The organism is Nocardioides solisilvae, from assembly GCF_003194625.1.
Taxonomy (GTDB): Bacteria; Actinomycetota; Actinomycetes; order Propionibacteriales; family Nocardioidaceae; genus Nocardioides; species Nocardioides solisilvae.
The window spans coordinates 159,558-175,161 of record NZ_QHKX01000002.1; the positions used below are offsets into that span (position 1 = coordinate 159,558).

The window sequence follows — 15,604 nt, forward strand, 5'->3', positions numbered from 1 at the left end:
CTTCCTACCCGACCCGCTCAGCCTTGCCGAGCAGGCCCTGGGGCCGCACCAGCAGGAGCAGGATGAGAATGAGCATCGCGGTGGCGTACTTGAAGTCGCCCGGCATGCCGAAGACCGGGGACAGCTCGACCACCATGCCGATGATGAGCGCGCCGAGCAGGGCGCCGAAGGCGGTGCCGAGGCCGCCGAGGGTGACGGCGGCGAAGAGCAGCAGCAGGATCTGCATGCCCGAGTCCCACTTGATGCCGTTGGTGACCAGGGCGTACATGATCCCCGAGAGGCCGGCGAGGCCCGTGGCCACCACCCAGACCAGGCGGATGACCTTGTCGACGTCGATCCCCGAGGCCGCGGCGAGCGCCGGGTTGTCGGAGACCGCCCGCGTGGCCCGGCCGACGCGGGTGCGGAGCAGCCCGTAGCCGACGGCGGCCAGGACGACGACCGAGATCCCCATGGCCGCCAGCGACTGGTAGGTCAGCGTGATCGGACCGAGCTCGAGGACGTCGGGGTTGTCCTGCACGACGCGGACGGTGCGGGCGCCGACGAAGTACTGGAAGCAGTACTGCATGGCCAGGGAGAGGCCGATCGTCACGATCATCATCTGGGTGAGGCCCAGGCCGCGACGGCGCAGCGGCTGCCACATGAGCCGGTCCTGCGTCCAGCCGGTGGCCGCGCAGACCAGCACCGTGAGCGCCCCGCCGACCCAGAGGTTCATGCCGCCGACGTTGACCAGGCCGTAGGCGACCATGCCGCCCAGGGTGACCTGCTCGGCGTGGGAGAAGCTGGAGAGGCGGGTCGTGCCGTAGATGAGCGAGAGGCCGACCGCCGCGAGGGCGAGGAGCAGCCCGAGGCGAAGCCCGTTGACCGTGCTCTGGGCGAGGTACTCGCCGAAGCTCCGCTCGGAGCTGTAGCTCTCGGTGCGGACCGGGATCAGGCCCGGGGTCGTGGCGCCGTACCGCGCCTGGACGGTGATGACGTCCTCGCCGGTCGTGGCGACCCCGTCGGGCAGCGTCTCCTGGTCGACCTCGAGAGTCCAGGGACCCTCCTCCTCGGCCGCCAGGTTCCACTTGCCCTGCTCGTTGGTCGTGAGGACCGTCTCCTCGCCCGACGGGCTCGTGACCTTGATCTCCACGTCGGGGACGACGCCCTCGTCGGTGCGCAGCGTGCCGCCCAGGCAGGCGGTCGTGTCGCTCGGCATGCAGAGCGTCGGCACCGCGTGCGCGCCCGGGACCAGGGACCACGCGAGGCCCGCCACCAGCGCGACCAGCAGCAGCTTCACGCCGCCGGAGGCCCGTGGGGACACCTGACGCAGATCTTGGCGAACCTTCACTCGAGTCCTCCCATCAGCACGCCCGCCGCGGACGCACACGGCAGTGTAGGTGTGACGTCCCGGCTTGGGGAGGGTCCGTCGAGGCATCGGGTCGAGTGATGCCAAACAGTGACCTTTCCTTGGGCTCGGCGGCCTAGGAGGGTCGGGCGATCCCCGGACCGTGGGTGACGACGCCGTCGGCGACCTGCCGCATCGAGAGCCGCAGGTCCATCGCGGTCTTCTGGATCCACCGGAAGGCCTCCGGCTCGCTGATCCCCAGCTCTGACTGGAGCACGCCCTTGGCCCGGTCCATCGCCTTGCGGGTGGCGAGGCGCTCGGTGAGGTCGCCCACCTCCGCCTCGAGGCTGCGGACCTCGGCGAAGCGGCTCACCGCCATCTCGATGGCCGGCACCAGGTCCGACTTGCTGAACGGCTTGACCAGGTAGGCCATGGCACCCGCGTCCCGGGCCCGTTCGACCAGCTCGCGCTGCGAGAAGGCGGTGAGGATGACCACCGGGCAGATCCGGGCGGTCGCGATCCGCTCGGCGGCCGCGATCCCGTCCAGCACCGGCATCTTCACGTCCAGCACCGCGAGGTCGGGCCGCAGCTCCTCGGCGAGCTCGACGGCGCGCTCGCCGTCGCCCGCCTGGCCGACGACGTCGTACCCCTCCTCGGTGAGCATCTCGGCGAGGTCCATGCGGATCAGGGCCTCGTCCTCGGCGATGACGACGCGGGGGGCCGGGCGGTTCTCGGGCGCGTTCACGCAGGAGAGGTTAGCCCCACGCCCCGCGCGACGGGGCGGCCCGAGGGTTCCGGTACGGTGTCCGCGCGACGGGCCCCGGTATCCCAACCGGCAGAGGAAGCGGTCTCAAACACCGTCCAGTGTGGGTTCGAATCCCACCCGGGGCACGCGTGGCGGCTCAGCGCTCGCCGAGCCGCCGGTAGGCCGGCGCCCGGCCGTGCAGCGCGTCGCCCATCTTGTGGATCCGCAACGCGTTCGTCGAGCCGGCGATCCCCGGCGGGCTGCCGCCGATGATGACGACCTGCTCGCCCTCCTGGACCCGTCCGATCGCCAGCAGGGCCTCGTCGACCTGGTGCACCATCTCGTCGGTGTGCTCGACCTCGGTGGTCTTGAAGGTCTCGACCCCCCAGGTCATGGAGAGGCGCGACCGGGTGCTCGCCAGCGGGGTGAACGCCAGCACGGGGATCGCGCCGCGGTACCGGGCGAGCCGGCGCGCGGAGTCGCCGCTCTGGGTGAAGGCGACGAGGTAGCGGGCCCCCACCCGCTCGGCGACCTCCGCGGCCGCCTTGGCGATGATCCCGCCGCGCGTCCGCGGCGCCCAGGCCACCTCGGCCATCCGCGCGAGGCCGTGGTCCTCGGTGGACTCGATGATCCGGGCCATGGTGCGCACCGTCTCGAGGGGGTACTCCCCCACGCTCGTCTCCCCCGACAGCATCACCGCGTCGGCGCCGTCGAGGACGGCGTTGGCGACGTCGGAGGCCTCGGCGCGGGTGGGCGCGGGGGCGCTGATCATCGACTCCAGCATCTGGGTGGCCACGATCACCGGCTTGGCGTGCCGGCGGGCCAGCGTGCACAGCTCCTTCTGCATGAGCGGCACCTCCTCCAGCGGGCACTCCACGCCGAGGTCGCCGCGCGCGACCATGAGCCCGTCGAAGGCGTCGATGATCTGCTCACGGTTGTCGATGGCCTGCGGCTTCTCGATCTTGGCGATCACGGGGACGGTGAAGCCCTCCTCCGCCATCACCGCGCGGACGTCGTCGACGTCGGAGGCGGCGCGCACGAAGCTGAGCGCCACGAAGTCCACGCCCTGGCGCAGCGCCCAGCGCAGGTCCTCGCGGTCCTTGTCCGACAGCGCGGGCACCGAGACGGCGACGCCGGGCAGGTTGATCCCCTTGTGGTCGGAGACCCGGCCGGCGACCACCACCCGGGTGTGCACGTCGGGGCCGTCCACCTCCTCGACCTCCAGGCGCACCTTGCCGTCGTCGACGAGGATCGGGTCGCCGGGGGCGACGTCGCCGGGCAGGCCCGAGTACGTCGTGCCGCACTCGACCGCGTCGCCGGCGACGTCGCGCGTGGTGATCGTCCACCGCTGGCCCTCCGTCAGGACGACGGGCCCGTCGCGGAAGGTCTCCAGCCGGATCTTGGGCCCCTGCAGGTCGGCGAAGATGCCGACCCCGCGACCCGTGGCGTCGCTGGCCTCCCGCACCATCCGGTACATCCGGGCGTGGTCCTCGTGGGAGCCGTGGCTCATGTTGAGGCGGGCGACGTCCATGCCGGCCTCGACCAGCTCACGGATCTTCTCGGGGGTGCCGACCGCGGGACCGAGGGTGCAGACGATCTTTGCTCTACGCACGACCTCGACCCTACCCCTTGAACGTTCCAACGCCCGGCCGCCGGGGGCACCGGTCCCCCGCGCGTCCCGGGGCTCGGCAGGACGCCGCACGCCCCGGACCGGCGGTGCCGGTCCGGGGCGTGCGGGTCGTGCGGCTCGTGCGCGTGCGGCGGGTGTGTGCGGCGGTCGCAGTCAGACGACGAGCGGCCGTGCGGTGGGCGGGATCGGCACCGGCAGCGCGGTGGAGCCGGTGAGGAACTCGTCCACGGCCGCCGCGGCGGCCCGACCCTCGGCGATCGCCCAGACGATCAGCGACTGGCCGCGGCCGGCGTCGCCGGCCACGAAGACACCCTTGCGGGAGGTCGCGTAGCGGTCGTCGCGTGCCACGTTGCCCCGGGCGTCCAGCTCGAGCCCGAGCTGCTCCACGAGCCCCTCGGTCGCGGGACCGGTGAACCCCATGGCGAGCAGGACGAGGTCCGCCGGGATCTCCCGCTCGGTGCCCTCGATCGGGGCGAAGCTGCTGTCCACCTCGACGACGCGCAGGGCCCGCACCCGTCCGTCGGCGTCCCCGAGGAACTCCTGGGTGGAGACCGCGTAGACCCGGTCGCCGCCCTCCTCGTGGGCCGAGGAGACCCGGAAGGTCATCGGGTAGGTCGGCCAGGGCTGCCCGTCGGGTCGGTCGACCGGGGGCTGGGCGAGGATCTCCAGCTGGGTCACGCTCGCCGCGCCCTGGCGGATCGAGGTGCCGAGGCAGTCCGCGCCCGTGTCGCCGCCGCCGATGATGACCACGTGCCTGCCGTCGGCGCGGACCTGCTCGGGCAGCTCCTCGCCCAGCGCGACCCGGTTGGCCTGCGGCAGGAACTCCATCGCCTGGTGGATGCCGGCCAGCTCCCGGCCGGGGACCGGCAGGTCGCGGGCGAGCGTGGAGCCGGTCGCCAGCACGACGGCGTCGTACCGCTCCATGAGCTTCGCGCCGGTGAGGTTGCCCGTGCCGACCTCCACGCCGGTGCGGAAGATGGTGCCCTCCCGGCGCATCTGGTCCAGCCGCCGGTCGACGTGCTTCTTCTCCATCTTGAACTCGGGGATGCCGTAGCGGAGCAGGCCCCCGGCCTTGTCGTCGCGCTCGTAGACCGCCACGGTGTGACCCGCGCGGGTGAGCTGCTGGGCGGCGGCGAGGCCGGCGGGACCCGAGCCGACGACCGCGACGGTGCGGCCCGAGAGCCACTCCGGCGGCTGGGGCCGGACGTAGCCGGAGTCCCAGGCGCGGTCGATGATCGAGACCTCGACGTTCTTGATCGTCACCGGGTCCTGGTTGATGCCCAGGACGCAGGCGGTCTCGCAGGGCGCCGGGCACAGCCGCCCGGTGAACTCCGGGAAGTTGTTGGTCGCGTGGAGCCGGTCCATCGCGCCGTCCCAGTCGTCGCGCCAGACCAGGTCGTTCCACTCCGGGATGAGGTTGCCCAGCGGGCAGCCCTGGTGGCAGAACGGGATGCCGCAGTCCATGCAGCGGCTGGCCTGGGTGTTGATGATCGGCAGCAGCGCGCGGCCGATGCCGTCGGGGTAGACCTCGTCCCAGTCCTTGACCCGCTCCTCCACGACCCTGCGGGTCGCGACCTGGCGGCCGTGCTTGAGAAAGCCCTTGGGGTCAGCCATGAAGCACCTCCATGATCCGCGCTGCGGCCTCGTCGTCGTCCAGGCCCTCCTCGAGGGCCTCGGCACGGGCCTCGAGGACCCGCTTGTAGTCGCTCGGCATCACCTCGGTGAAGCGGGCGACGGCCTGCGGCCACTCCGCGAGCAGCCCGGCGGCCACGGTGGACCCCGTCTCCTCGAGGTGGTCGCGCAGGATCGCCTCCAGCTCGGCGACGGAGTCGCCGGTGACCGGGGCGAGCTCGACGAGCTCGCGGTTGACCCGCCCCTCGTCGAGGTCCAGCACGAAGGCGTAGCCGCCCGACATCCCGGCGGCGAAGTTGCGGCCGGTCGGGCCGAGCACGACGACCCGGCCCCCCGTCATGTACTCGCAGCCGTGGTCGCCCACGCCCTCGACCACGGCGGTGGCGCCCGAGTTGCGCACGCAGAACCGCTCCCCCGCCTGTCCGCGCAGGAAGATCGAGCCCGACGTGGCGCCGTAGCCGATCGTGTTGCCCGCGATGACCTGCTGGGAGGCGTCGAAGGCGGCCGCCCGGTCCGGGCGGACGACGATCCGGCCACCGGAGAGGCCCTTGCCGACGTAGTCGTTGGCGTCGCCCTCCAGCCTCAGGGTCATCCCGCGCGGGACGAAGGCCCCGAAGGACTGCCCGGCCGAGCCCGTGAAGGTCAGGTCGATGGTGCCGTCGGGCAGGCCCTCCCCGCGGTACCGCTTGGTGACCTCGTGGCCGAGCATGGTGCCGACCGTGCGGTTGACGTTGCGGACCTCGACCTGGGCGCGGACCGGCTCCCCGGACTCCAGCGCCGGTCGCGCGATCTCGATCAGCCGGTTGTCCAGCGCCTTGTCGAGCCCGTGGTCCTGGGTCTTGGTGCAGCGCAGGTCCTGGTCGGCGAACTGCTCCTGCACCTGGACCTGGTGCAGGATCGGCGACAGGTCCAGCCCGGAGGCCTTCCAGTGCTCGACGGCGTCGGCGACGTCCAGCGCCTCGACGTGGCCGATCGCCTCGTCCAGGGTGCGGAAGCCGAGCTCGGCGAGGAGCTCGCGCACCTCCTCGGCGACGTACTCGAAGAAGTTGACGACGAACTCCGGCCTGCCCGTGAAGCGCTCGCGCAGCACCGGGTTCTGGGTGGCGACGCCGACCGGGCAGGTGTCGAGGTGGCAGACCCGCATCATGATGCAGCCCGAGACCACCAGCGGGGCGGTCGCGAAGCCGTACTCCTCGGCGCCCAGCAGGGCGGCGATGACCACGTCTCGACCGGTCTTGAGCTGCCCGTCGGCCTGCACGACGATCCGGTCGCGCAGCCCGTTGAGGAGCAGCGTCTGCTGGGTCTCGGCGAGCCCCAGCTCCCAGGGTCCGCCCGCGTGCTTGAGCGAGGTGAGCGGCGACGCGCCGGTGCCGCCGTCGTGGCCGGAGACCAGCACGACGTCGGCGTGCGCCTTGGAGACGCCCGCGGCGACCGTCCCGACGCCGACCTCCGCGACCAGCTTCACGTGCACCCGGGCAGCCGGGTTCGCGTTCTTCAGGTCGTGGATCAGCTGGGCCAGGTCCTCGATCGAGTAGATGTCGTGGTGCGGAGGCGGCGAGATCAGGCCCACGCCGGGCGTGGAGTGCCGGGTCTTCGCCACCCAGGGGTAGACCTTGTGGCCGGGCAGCTGGCCGCCCTCGCCGGGCTTCGCGCCCTGCGCCATCTTGATCTGGATGTCGTCGGCGTTGGTGAGGTACTCCGAGGTGACGCCGAACCGGCCGCTCGCGACCTGCTTGATGGAGCTGCGCCGCTCGGGGTCGTACAGGCGGTCGGGGTCCTCGCCGCCCTCACCGGTGTTGGACTTGCCGCCCAGCCGGTTCATGGCGACCGCGAGGGTCTCGTGGGCCTCCTGGCTGATCGAGCCGTAGGACATCGCGCCCGTGGAGAACCGCTTGACGATCTCCGAGACCGGCTCGACCTCCTCCAGCGGTACCTGCGGGCGGTCGGAGCGCAGCCGGAAGAGCCCCCGCAGGGTCATCAGGCGGGCCGACTGCTCGTCGACGCGGCTGGTGTACTGCTTGAACAGGTCGTAGCGACCGCTGCGGGTGGAGTGCTGGAGCCGGAAGACGGTCTCGGGGTCGAAGAGGTGCGGCTCCCCGTCGCGGCGCCACTGGTACTCGCCGCCGGTGGAGAGCTCGCGACGCCCGGGCGCGATGCCGCCCCGCGGGTACGCCGTGGCGTGCCGCCGCGCGACCTCCTCGGCGATCGTGTCGAGGCCGATGCCACCCAGCTTGGAGGTGGTGCCGGTGAAGTAGCGGTCGACCACCTCCTGGGAGAGCCCCACGGCCTCGAAGATCTGGGCACCCGTGTAGGAGGCGACCGTCGAGACGCCCATCTTGGACATCACCTTGAGGACGCCCTTGCCGAGCGCCTTCACGAGGTTCTTCACGGCCTGCTCAGGCTCCGCCTTGACGTAGTACCCCTCCCGCGCGAGGTCCTCGACGGACTCCATCGCCAGGTACGGGTTGACGGCGGCGGCGCCGTAGCCCATGAGGAGGGCCACGTGGTGGACCTCCCGCACGTCGGCGGCCTCGATGACCAGGCCCACCTGCGTCCGGGTCTTCTCGCGGACCAGGTGGTGGTGGACGGCGGCCGTCATCAGCAGCGACGGGATCGGCGCGAGCTCGGCGGTGGAGTGCCGGTCGGAGAGGACGATGATCCGGGCCCCCTGCGCGATCGCCTCCGACACCTCGCGGCAGATCTCGTCGAGGCGCCGGGCCAGCGCCGCGCCCCCGCCGTCGACCTCGTAGAGGCCGCGGGAGACGTGGGTGATGAACCCAGGCATGTCGCCGTCGCGGTTGATGTGCCGCAGCTTGGCGAGGTCGTCGTTGCTGATCACCGGGAAGGGGATCACCACCTGGCGGCACGACGCGGGGGTCGGCTCCAGCAGGTTGGCCTCGGGGCCGACGGTGCCGTAGAGGGAGGTGACGAGCTCCTCGCGGATCGCGTCCAGCGGCGGGTTGGTCACCTGCGCGAAGAGCTGGGCGAAGTAGTCGAAGAGCAGCCGGGGCTTCTCCGAGAGGGCGGCGATCGGGGTGTCGGTGCCCATCGAGCCGATCGGCTCGGCCCCCGTGTTGGCCATCGGGGTGAGCAGGACGCGCAGCTCCTCCTCGGTGTAGCCGAAGACCTGCTGGCGCCGGGTCACGGACGCGTGGGTGTGCACGACGTGCTCGCGCTCGGGGATGTCGCCGAGGTTGATGAGGCCGGCGTGCAGCCACTCGTCGTAGGGCTGCTCCGCGGCCAGCTCGCCCTTGATCTCCTCGTCCTCGACGATCCGGTGCTCGGCGGTGTCCACCAGGAACATCCGGCCCGGCTGCAGGCGGCCCTTGCGGACCACCGTGGCCGGGTCGAGGTCGAGCACGCCGACCTCGGAGGCCAGGACGACCAGGCCGTCCTCGGTCACCCAGTAGCGGGAGGGCCGCAGGCCGTTGCGGTCCAGCACGGCGCCGATCTGCGTGCCGTCGGTGAAGACGACGCAGGCCGGTCCGTCCCAGGGCTCCATCAGCGTGGAGTGGAACTCGTAGAACGCGCGCCGCTTCGCGTCCATCTCGGTGTGGTTCTCCCACGCCTCGGGGATCATCATCAGCACCGAGTGCGGCAGGGACCGCCCACCGAGGTGGAGCAGCTCGAGCACCTCATCGAAGGAGGCCGAGTCCGACGCGCCGGGCGTGCAGATCGGGAAGAGCCGCTCGAGGTCGCCGGGGATCAGGTCGGAGGAGAGCAGCGCCTCGCGGGCCCGCATCCAGTTGCGGTTGCCCATCACGGTGTTGATCTCGCCGTTGTGGGCGATGAACCGGAACGGGTGCGCCAGCGGCCAGCTCGGGAACGTGTTGGTGGAGAACCGGGAGTGCACGACCGCCATCGCCGACGCGACGCGCTCGTCGCGCAGGTCGGGGAAGAAGTGGTCCAGCTGGTCGGTGGTGAGCATGCCCTTATAGGCCAGGGTGCGCGCGGAGAGGGAGGGGAAGTAGACCCCGGTCTCCCGCTCGGCGCGCTTGCGCAGGCAGAACGCCATCCGCTCCAGCGCCATGCCGGTGCGGCGGGCGCCGCGGGCGGCGACGAAGAGCTGGCTGAACGCCGGCATCACGCTGCGGGCGGTGGCGCCCAGGATGCTCGGCTCGACGGGGACCTCGCGCCAGCCGAGGACCTGCAGCTCCTCCTCGGCGGCGATCTCCTCGATCCGCTGGCGGGCCTTGGCGACCTCGCCGGGGTCGCCCGGGATGAAGGCGGTGCCGACCGCGTAGCCGTGCTGCACGGGCAGGTCGAAGTCGACCACCTCGCGTAGGAAGGCGTCGGGCACCTGCATCAGGATGCCGGCGCCGTCGCCGGAGTTGGTCTCGGCGCCCGCGGCGCCGCGGTGGTCGAGGTTGCGCAGCGCGGTGAGCGCCTGGGCAACGATGTCGTGACTGGCAACGCCGGTCAGGGTCGCCACGAACGCCACACCGCACGCGTCGTGCTCGTGCGCGGGGTCGTAGAGCCCTTGGGGCGGAGGGAATGCATGCATGGGCATCCTCCCGTCGTCTGCGCCCGAGCCTGGGACTACGGGCGAACTGGCAAGGCGTGGTGCGAGCACGGGACGACGTTGGCCAGCGCGAGGACCGACTTTACCATCCGGAAACAGTCCTCAGTCACGCGCTTCCACGTCGGCGGTGCTGCCGAGGGCCGGGTCCGACGGGCGCCCGTCGGTGTAGACCTCGGACTCTCGGCCCGGGTGCCGGCGGGCCGAGACCACGAAGCAGGCCAGGGCGGCCACGAAGAGGACCAGCGAGGTCCAGACGTTGAGGCGCATCCCGGCGACGTCGGCGAGCTGCACGTCGTCGATCCGGAGCGTCTCGATCCAGCCGCGGCCGGCGGTGTAGGCCATCACGTAGAGCGCGAGCACCCGGCCGTGGCCGAGCCGGAAGCGCCGGTCCGCCCAGACCACGACGACGAACGCTGCCAGCGCCCAGAGGGACTCGTAGAGGAACGTCGGGTGGAAGAGGAGGTCGGCGTCCTCGGTGCCGCTGTACTGGGGGACGCGGTGCTCGAGGTCGATCTCCAGGCCCCACGGCAGGTCGGTGGGCCGACCGTAGAGCTCCTGGTTGAACCAGTTGCCCCAGCGGCCGAGGGCCTGCGCGACCAGCACGCCGGGCGCCAGGGCGTCCAGCATGGGGGCGAGCCGGATCTGCCGGCGGCGGGCGCCGATCACCACCCCGACGGCCCCGAGCGCGATCGCCCCCCAGATGCCGAGACCGCCACGCCAGATCTGCAGCGCCGCCCACGGGTCCCCGTCGGCGCCGAAGTAGCGCTCCCAGTCGGTGGCCACGTGGTAGAGCCGCCCGCCGACCAGGCCGAAGGGCACCGCCCAGACGGCGAGGTCCTGGACCTCTCCGTAGGTGCCCCCGCGGGCCACCCAGCGGCGTTCCCCGATCCAGACGGCCGCGACGATGCCGAGGATGATCGACAGCGCGTAGCCGCGCAGCGGCAGAGGTCCGAGGTACCACACGCCCTCGGCCGGGCTGGGGATCGCGAGCACGGTGACCTGCAGCAGGGAGGACGTCATCGCGACAGGATCTCCCCGAGGTCCTCGGCGAGCTGCTGGGAGGAGGTGTCCGCGGACCACACGGTGGTGGCGCCGGCCCCGGGCTCGAGGCCGAGGACCGGGTCGCTGTGGGTCACCTCGTAGCCACCGCCGGGCAGCTCCTCGCCCTTCTCCACGAAGACGGCCAGCTCGCGGGCCGCGGCGACGATGGTGGGCAGCTCGCCGGTCACGCCGGTGAAGCCGGAGCCGTAGCCGTCGAGGTAGGCGCGCAGGGTGCGGGCGTCGTCGCGGGCGGGGTCCGTGGTCACGAAGACCACGTCGACGCGCTCCCGGTCCGCCTCGTCGAGGCGCACCAGCGCACTGGCGATCGTCGACATGACGAGGCCGCAGACGTCGGGGCAGTGGGTGTAGCCGAAGAAGACCAGGGTCAGGTCGGCGTCGGCGTCGGCCAGCGAGTACGCCGCCCCCTCGGTGTCGACGAGCGCGGCGTCGGGGACGTCGTACGGCTCGTCGAGCGCGGTGCCGTGCAGCCCGTCGCCGTCGAGCGAGGGCGACCCGGCGTCCTCGCTGCCGCCGCACGCGACCAGCAGGAGCAGCAGCAGGGCGACGGGCAGCGCGGCCAGGCGGCGGAGGGTCATCGGGCGGTCCCGACGGGCCGGCGCACCCCGGCGGCGAGCTCCTCGGTGAGCGAGCCGAGCGCCCGCAGGCCGGCCCCGAGGTCGCCCTCGTGCTGCTGCAGGACCCGGACGAAGGCGGAGCCGACGATCACGCCGTCGGCGTAGCCGGCGATCTCCGCCGCCTGGTCGCCGTTGCTCACCCCGAGGCCGACCCCCACGGGGAGGTCGGTGGCCTTCTTCGTGCGCGCCACCAGGGGCTGGGCGAGCTCGCTGGTGGTGCTCCGCGCCCCCGTCACCCCCATGACCGCCGTCGCGTAGACGAAGCCGCGGCAGTGCGAGGTGGTCATCGCGATCCGCTCGTCGGTGGAGCTCGGCGCGACGAGGAAGACCTTGTCGAGCTCGCGGGCGTCGGCGGCGGCGAGCCACTCGTCGGCGCTGTCGGGCGTGAGGTCGGGCGTGATCAGCCCGACTCCCCCGGCCGACGCGAGGTCGGCGGCGAACCGGTCGACCCCGTAGCGCTCGACCGGGTTCCAGTAGGTCATCACCACCGTCGGGACGCCCGTGGCGGCGGTCGCCTCCACGACCCGCAGCACGTCACGGGTGCGGGTGCCGCCGTCGAGGGCCCGCTGGGCGGCCGCCTGGATGGTGGGGCCGTCCATCACCGGGTCGCTGTAGGGCAGCCCGATCTCGATGACGTCGCAGCCGGAGTCGACCATCACCCGTAGCGCGGCGACCGAGCCGTCGACGTCGGGGAAGCCGGCGGGCAGGTAGCCCACGAGGGCGGCCCGGCCCTCGCTGCGGGCGCGGTCGAACGCCGTCCGGGTGGTCACGGGGCCTCCCCCTCGGCCCGGCCGAGGCCGAACCACTCGATCGCCGTGCCCATGTCCTTGTCGCCTCGCCCCGAGAGGTTGACCAGCACGGTCGCCTCGGGCCCGTGGCGCTCGAGCAGCGCCGGGACCTCGCGCAGCGCGCCGGCGAGCGCGTGGGCGCTCTCGATCGCCGGGATGATCCCCTCCGTGCGGCTCAGCAGGGCCATGGCCTCCATCGCCTCGGTGTCGGTGACGGGCTGGTAGGAGGCGCGTCCGACCCGGGCCAAGTGCGCGTGCTGGGGGCCGACGCCCGGGTAGTCGAGGCCGGCCGAGATGGAGTGCGACTCCACGGTCTGGCCGTCCTCGTCCTGCAGCACGAACGTGCGGGCGCCGTGCAGCACCCCGCTCGCGCCGGCGTGGATCGTCGCCGCGTGGCGCCCGGTCTCCACCCCGTCGCCCCCGGGCTCGAAGCCGAGCAGCTCCACCTCGGGGTCGTCGAGGAACGCGGTGAAGATGCCGATCGCGTTGGAGCCGCCGCCGACGCAGGCGGCGACGGCGTCGGGGAGCCGGCCGTGCTGCTCCAGGCACTGTGACCTGGCCTCGTCGCCGATCCCCCGGCAGAACTCGCGCACCATGCTCGGGAACGGGTGCGGCCCCGCGGCGGTGCCGAAGAGGTACGCCGTGTGGTCGACGCTCGCGACCCAGTCCCGCAGGGCCTCGTTGATCGCGTCCTTGAGGGTGGCGCTGCCCGAGTCCACCGGCACGACGGTCGCGCCGAGCAGCTGCATCCGCGCCACGTTGAGGGCCTGGCGGCGGGTGTCGACGGCACCCATGTAGACGGTGCAGTCCAGTCCGAAGTAGGCGGCGGCCGTGGCGCTGGCCACGCCGTGCTGGCCCGCCCCGGTCTCCGCGATCACCCGGGTCTTGCCCATCCGCCGCGTGAGCAGGGCCTGCCCGAGCACGTTGCGGATCTTGTGGGCGCCCGTGTGGTTGAGGTCCTCGCGCTTGAGCAGGACCTTGGCGCCGACCTGCCGGGAGAGCCGCTCGGCGTGGTACAGCCGGCTCGGGGTCCCGGCGTACTCCGCCAGGATCTTCTCGAAGTCGGCGACGAAACCGGGGTCGGCCATCGCCTCGCGCCAGGCCCCGTCGAGCTCGTCGAGGGCGGCGATCAGCGCCTCGGGCATGAAGCGGCCCCCGAAGTCGCCGAAGAAGCCGCGCTCGTCGGCGTCGAAGGCACCGCTGCCGGTGGTGGTCATGCCGTCACTCCCGTCATCGAGCGGACGGCCTGCTCGGGGTCGCCGTCGCGCACCAGCGCCTCGCCCACCAGCACCGCCCGGGCCCCCTGCGCCACGAACCCGGCCACGGCGGCCGCGTCGTCGATCCCCGACTCGGCCACCTTGACGCGGTCGTCGGGGACCAGCGGGGCGAGCCGGCCGAAGGTGGCGGGGTCGACCGCGAGCGTCTTGAGGTTGCGGGCGTTGACGCCGACCAGCTCCGCGCCGAGGTCGACCGCGCGCCGCGTCTCCTCCTCGTCGTGCACCTCCACCAGGACGGTGAGTCCCAGCTCGCGGGCGGTGTCGTGGAGCAGCCGCAGCCGGTCGTCGTCCAGGGCCGCGACGATGAGGAGGGCGAGGTCGGCCCCGGCGGCGCGGGCCTCGACGAGCTGGTAGGGCTCGACGATGAAGTCCTTGCGGAGCAGCGGCACGTCGACGGCGGCCCGCACGGCGCGCAGGTCGGCCAGCGACCCGCCGAAACGGCGCTCCTCGGTGAGCACCGAGATCGCGGCGGCCCCGCCGCGGGCGTAGGCGGTCGCCAGCGCGGCCGGGTCGGGGATGTCGGCCAGGTCGCCCTTGCTCGGGCTGCGGCGCTTCACCTCGGCGATCACGCTGGACCCGGGGGCCCGGAAGTGAGGCATCGGGTCGCGGGCGGGGTCGACGTCGGCCAGCGCGGCCCGGAGGTCGCGCAGCGGCACCTCGGCCTCGCGACGGGCCAGATCCTCCCGGACCCCGGCGACGATGTCGTCGAGAACGGACACGGGTTCACTCACTTCTGTGGGGTGCTCCGCGGCGGGCGGCGGGCCGCCCGGCCCGGAGGCTCAGTGGCTGGACTGGTGGTAGCCCATCTTGTCCATCACCAGGAAGAGCGGGAGGGCGACGAGGGCCAGGACGGCGCCCACCCAGAAGAGGACCAGGCTGACGGGGTCGAGCATGAGCGCGATGCTGCCGATCACGAAGCCCACGAACGCGACCGACACCGCGGTCCATGCTGCAGGGGTGTTGCCGTGGTTGTCAGCCATGCTGGTGCGCTCCAAGGTCAGCGGGGGGCGGGGTCGCGGCCATTCTAGGGGGCCGGTCAGGGAGCGGGGTCGCGGGTCGGGTCCCGGCCCTCGTCGAGGGCGCGCCAGAGGTCGGTGGGGTCCTGCTCCGCCGCGGGCGTGCCGGCGTCCGTCCCCGCTGCGCGAGCGGCGTCCGCAGGCCCGGACGGCGAGTCGTAGCGGGACCCCATCGCCGGCCACGAGGGGACGCGCACGAGCGCCACCGCCGCCGCCGCGACGGCCAGCAGCGCCGCCGGGAGCGCCGCCCACCACCACCCGGTGCGCTCCAGCGCGCCCGCGGGGAACCCCGCCGCGGCGAGCCGGTCGGCCACGTCGTCGGGGAGCGTCAGCAGCGCGACCACCCAGGTGGCGAGCAGACCCACGGAGGCGACCAGGGCGAGCCCCGCCACGGCTCGGCGCAGCCGGCCGCGGCTGACGAGGAGGACGCCCCAGCAGGCGAGCACGACCAGCCCGAGCGCGGCCGCCAGCGGCATCTGGGCCAGCCCCGGCGCACCCTCCCAGAAGACCCGGGCGGCCGCGTCCTCGCCCGAGGAGGCCTCCAGGCGCACCCAGTCGCGGCTGCCCGCGACCGCCGAGAGGCCTCCGCCGGCGAGCCCGGCCAGCACGGCCGGGCCGAAGGTGCGGTCAGCCACGCGACGGTCCCGCCCAGAGGAGGTCGGCGTCGAAGCAGGTGCGGTCGCCGGTGTGGCAGGCGCCCCCCTCCTGCTCGACCTTGACGAGCAGGGTGTCCTTGTCGCAGTCGAGACGGACCTCCCGCACCCACTGCCGGTGGCCCGAGGTCTCGCCCTTGACCCAGTACTCCCGCCGGCTGCGGGACCAGTAGGTGGCCCGACCCGTCGCCAGGGTGCGGGCGAGCGCCTCGTCGTCCATCCAGCCGAGCATGAGGACCTCCCCCGTGTCGTGCTGCTGCACCACGGCCGGGACGAGCCCCTCGGCGGTGCGCTTGAGTCGGTCGGCGACGGCAGGGTCCAGGGTGGTCACGACGTCCAGT

At 73.0% G+C, this 15,604-nt stretch carries 13 protein-coding genes and 1 tRNA gene; 1 reads left to right on the forward strand and 13 read right to left on the reverse strand.

Annotation, left to right across the window (positions count from 1 at the left end; translation table 11 throughout):
• Positions 1 to 4: 4 nt before the first annotated feature.
• Both DNK53_RS06740 and DNK53_RS06745 read right to left on the reverse strand, forming a co-directional pair.
• Positions 5 to 1,300: a branched-chain amino acid ABC transporter permease gene (locus tag DNK53_RS06740; RefSeq protein ID WP_204163804.1), complete on the reverse strand. Its 1,296-nt coding sequence runs from the start codon at positions 1,298 to 1,300 to the stop codon at positions 5 to 7.
• Between the two features lie 160 nt (positions 1,301 to 1,460).
• Positions 1,461 to 2,069: an ANTAR domain-containing response regulator gene (locus DNK53_RS06745; protein WP_275425736.1), complete on the reverse strand. Its 609-nt coding sequence runs from the start codon at positions 2,067 to 2,069 to the stop codon at positions 1,461 to 1,463.
• Positions 2,070 to 2,141: 72 nt separating this feature from the next.
• Between DNK53_RS06745 and DNK53_RS06750 the strand changes: the two genes are divergently transcribed.
• A tRNA-Leu gene (locus tag DNK53_RS06750) sits at positions 2,142 to 2,215 on the forward strand.
• Between the two features lie 11 nt (positions 2,216 to 2,226).
• Here the strand turns inward: DNK53_RS06750 and pyk are convergent.
• The 11 genes from pyk to hisI all read right to left on the reverse strand — a co-directional run bounded on the left by pyk (position 2,227) and on the right by hisI (position 15,594).
• The gene (gene pyk, locus DNK53_RS06755) at positions 2,227 to 3,681 is read right to left on the reverse strand and encodes a pyruvate kinase (protein ID WP_110181561.1); all 1,455 of its coding nucleotides are present in this window, start codon (positions 3,679 to 3,681) and stop codon (positions 2,227 to 2,229) included.
• A gap of 171 nt (positions 3,682 to 3,852) precedes the next feature.
• Positions 3,853 to 5,313: a glutamate synthase subunit beta gene (locus DNK53_RS06760; protein ID WP_110181562.1), complete on the reverse strand. Its 1,461-nt coding sequence runs from the start codon at positions 5,311 to 5,313 to the stop codon at positions 3,853 to 3,855.
• Entirely contained in the window at positions 5,306 to 9,835 is a 4,530-nt protein-coding gene (gene gltB / locus DNK53_RS06765) for a glutamate synthase large subunit (RefSeq protein WP_420846488.1), read from the reverse strand. Before gltB ends, DNK53_RS06760 begins: the two co-directional genes overlap by 8 nt.
• A gap of 120 nt (positions 9,836 to 9,955) precedes the next feature.
• Complete coding sequence (gene lgt / locus DNK53_RS06770) at positions 9,956 to 10,873, reverse strand: prolipoprotein diacylglyceryl transferase (RefSeq protein ID WP_110181564.1); 918 nt, start codon at positions 10,871 to 10,873, stop codon at positions 9,956 to 9,958.
• Positions 10,870 to 11,490, reverse strand: coding sequence for an SCO family protein (locus DNK53_RS06775; RefSeq protein ID WP_110181565.1), 621 nt, complete (start codon positions 11,488 to 11,490; stop codon positions 10,870 to 10,872). The genes lgt and DNK53_RS06775 overlap by 4 nt, the downstream gene beginning before the upstream one ends.
• Positions 11,487 to 12,299 (reverse strand): tryptophan synthase subunit alpha, encoded by an 813-nt coding sequence (trpA, locus tag DNK53_RS06780; protein ID WP_110181566.1) that lies wholly within the window; start codon positions 12,297 to 12,299, stop codon positions 11,487 to 11,489. Before trpA ends, DNK53_RS06775 begins: the two co-directional genes overlap by 4 nt.
• On the reverse strand, positions 12,296 to 13,534 hold the full coding sequence (gene trpB, locus DNK53_RS06785; protein WP_110181567.1) for a tryptophan synthase subunit beta: 1,239 nt from the start codon (positions 13,532 to 13,534) through the stop codon (positions 12,296 to 12,298). The genes trpA and trpB overlap by 4 nt, the downstream gene beginning before the upstream one ends.
• Positions 13,531 to 14,313: an indole-3-glycerol phosphate synthase TrpC gene (gene trpC / locus DNK53_RS06790; RefSeq protein ID WP_110181568.1), complete on the reverse strand. Its 783-nt coding sequence runs from the start codon at positions 14,311 to 14,313 to the stop codon at positions 13,531 to 13,533. The genes trpB and trpC overlap by 4 nt, the downstream gene beginning before the upstream one ends.
• Positions 14,314 to 14,373: 60 nt before the next feature.
• Positions 14,374 to 14,574, reverse strand: a complete 201-nt coding sequence (locus tag DNK53_RS06795; protein WP_110181569.1) for an HGxxPAAW family protein — start codon at positions 14,572 to 14,574, stop codon at positions 14,374 to 14,376.
• 56 nt (positions 14,575 to 14,630) lie between these two features.
• Entirely contained in the window at positions 14,631 to 15,245 is a 615-nt protein-coding gene (locus tag DNK53_RS06800) for a Trp biosynthesis-associated membrane protein (RefSeq protein ID WP_110181570.1), read from the reverse strand.
• The gene (gene hisI, locus DNK53_RS06805; RefSeq protein WP_110181571.1) at positions 15,238 to 15,594 is read right to left on the reverse strand and encodes a phosphoribosyl-AMP cyclohydrolase; all 357 of its coding nucleotides are present in this window, start codon (positions 15,592 to 15,594) and stop codon (positions 15,238 to 15,240) included. The genes DNK53_RS06800 and hisI overlap by 8 nt, the downstream gene beginning before the upstream one ends.
• Positions 15,595 to 15,604: the final 10 nt, after the last annotated feature.

Coding starts and splice junctions, on each gene's coding strand:
- lgt (WP_110181564.1), bottom strand. CDS start 10,873: ATGACGTCCTCCCTGCTGCAGGTCACCGTGCTCGCGATCCCCAGCCCG.
- DNK53_RS06775 (WP_110181565.1), bottom strand. CDS start 11,490: ATGACCCTCCGCCGCCTGGCCGCGCTGCCCGTCGCCCTGCTGCTGCTC.
- DNK53_RS06795 (WP_110181569.1), bottom strand. CDS start 14,574: ATGGCTGACAACCACGGCAACACCCCTGCAGCATGGACCGCGGTGTCG.
- DNK53_RS06760 (WP_110181562.1), bottom strand. CDS start 5,313: ATGGCTGACCCCAAGGGCTTTCTCAAGCACGGCCGCCAGGTCGCGACC.
- gltB (WP_420846488.1), bottom strand. CDS start 9,835: ATGCATGCATTCCCTCCGCCCCAAGGGCTCTACGACCCCGCGCACGAG.
- trpB (WP_110181567.1), bottom strand. CDS start 13,534: ATGACCACCACCGGCAGCGGTGCCTTCGACGCCGACGAGCGCGGCTTC.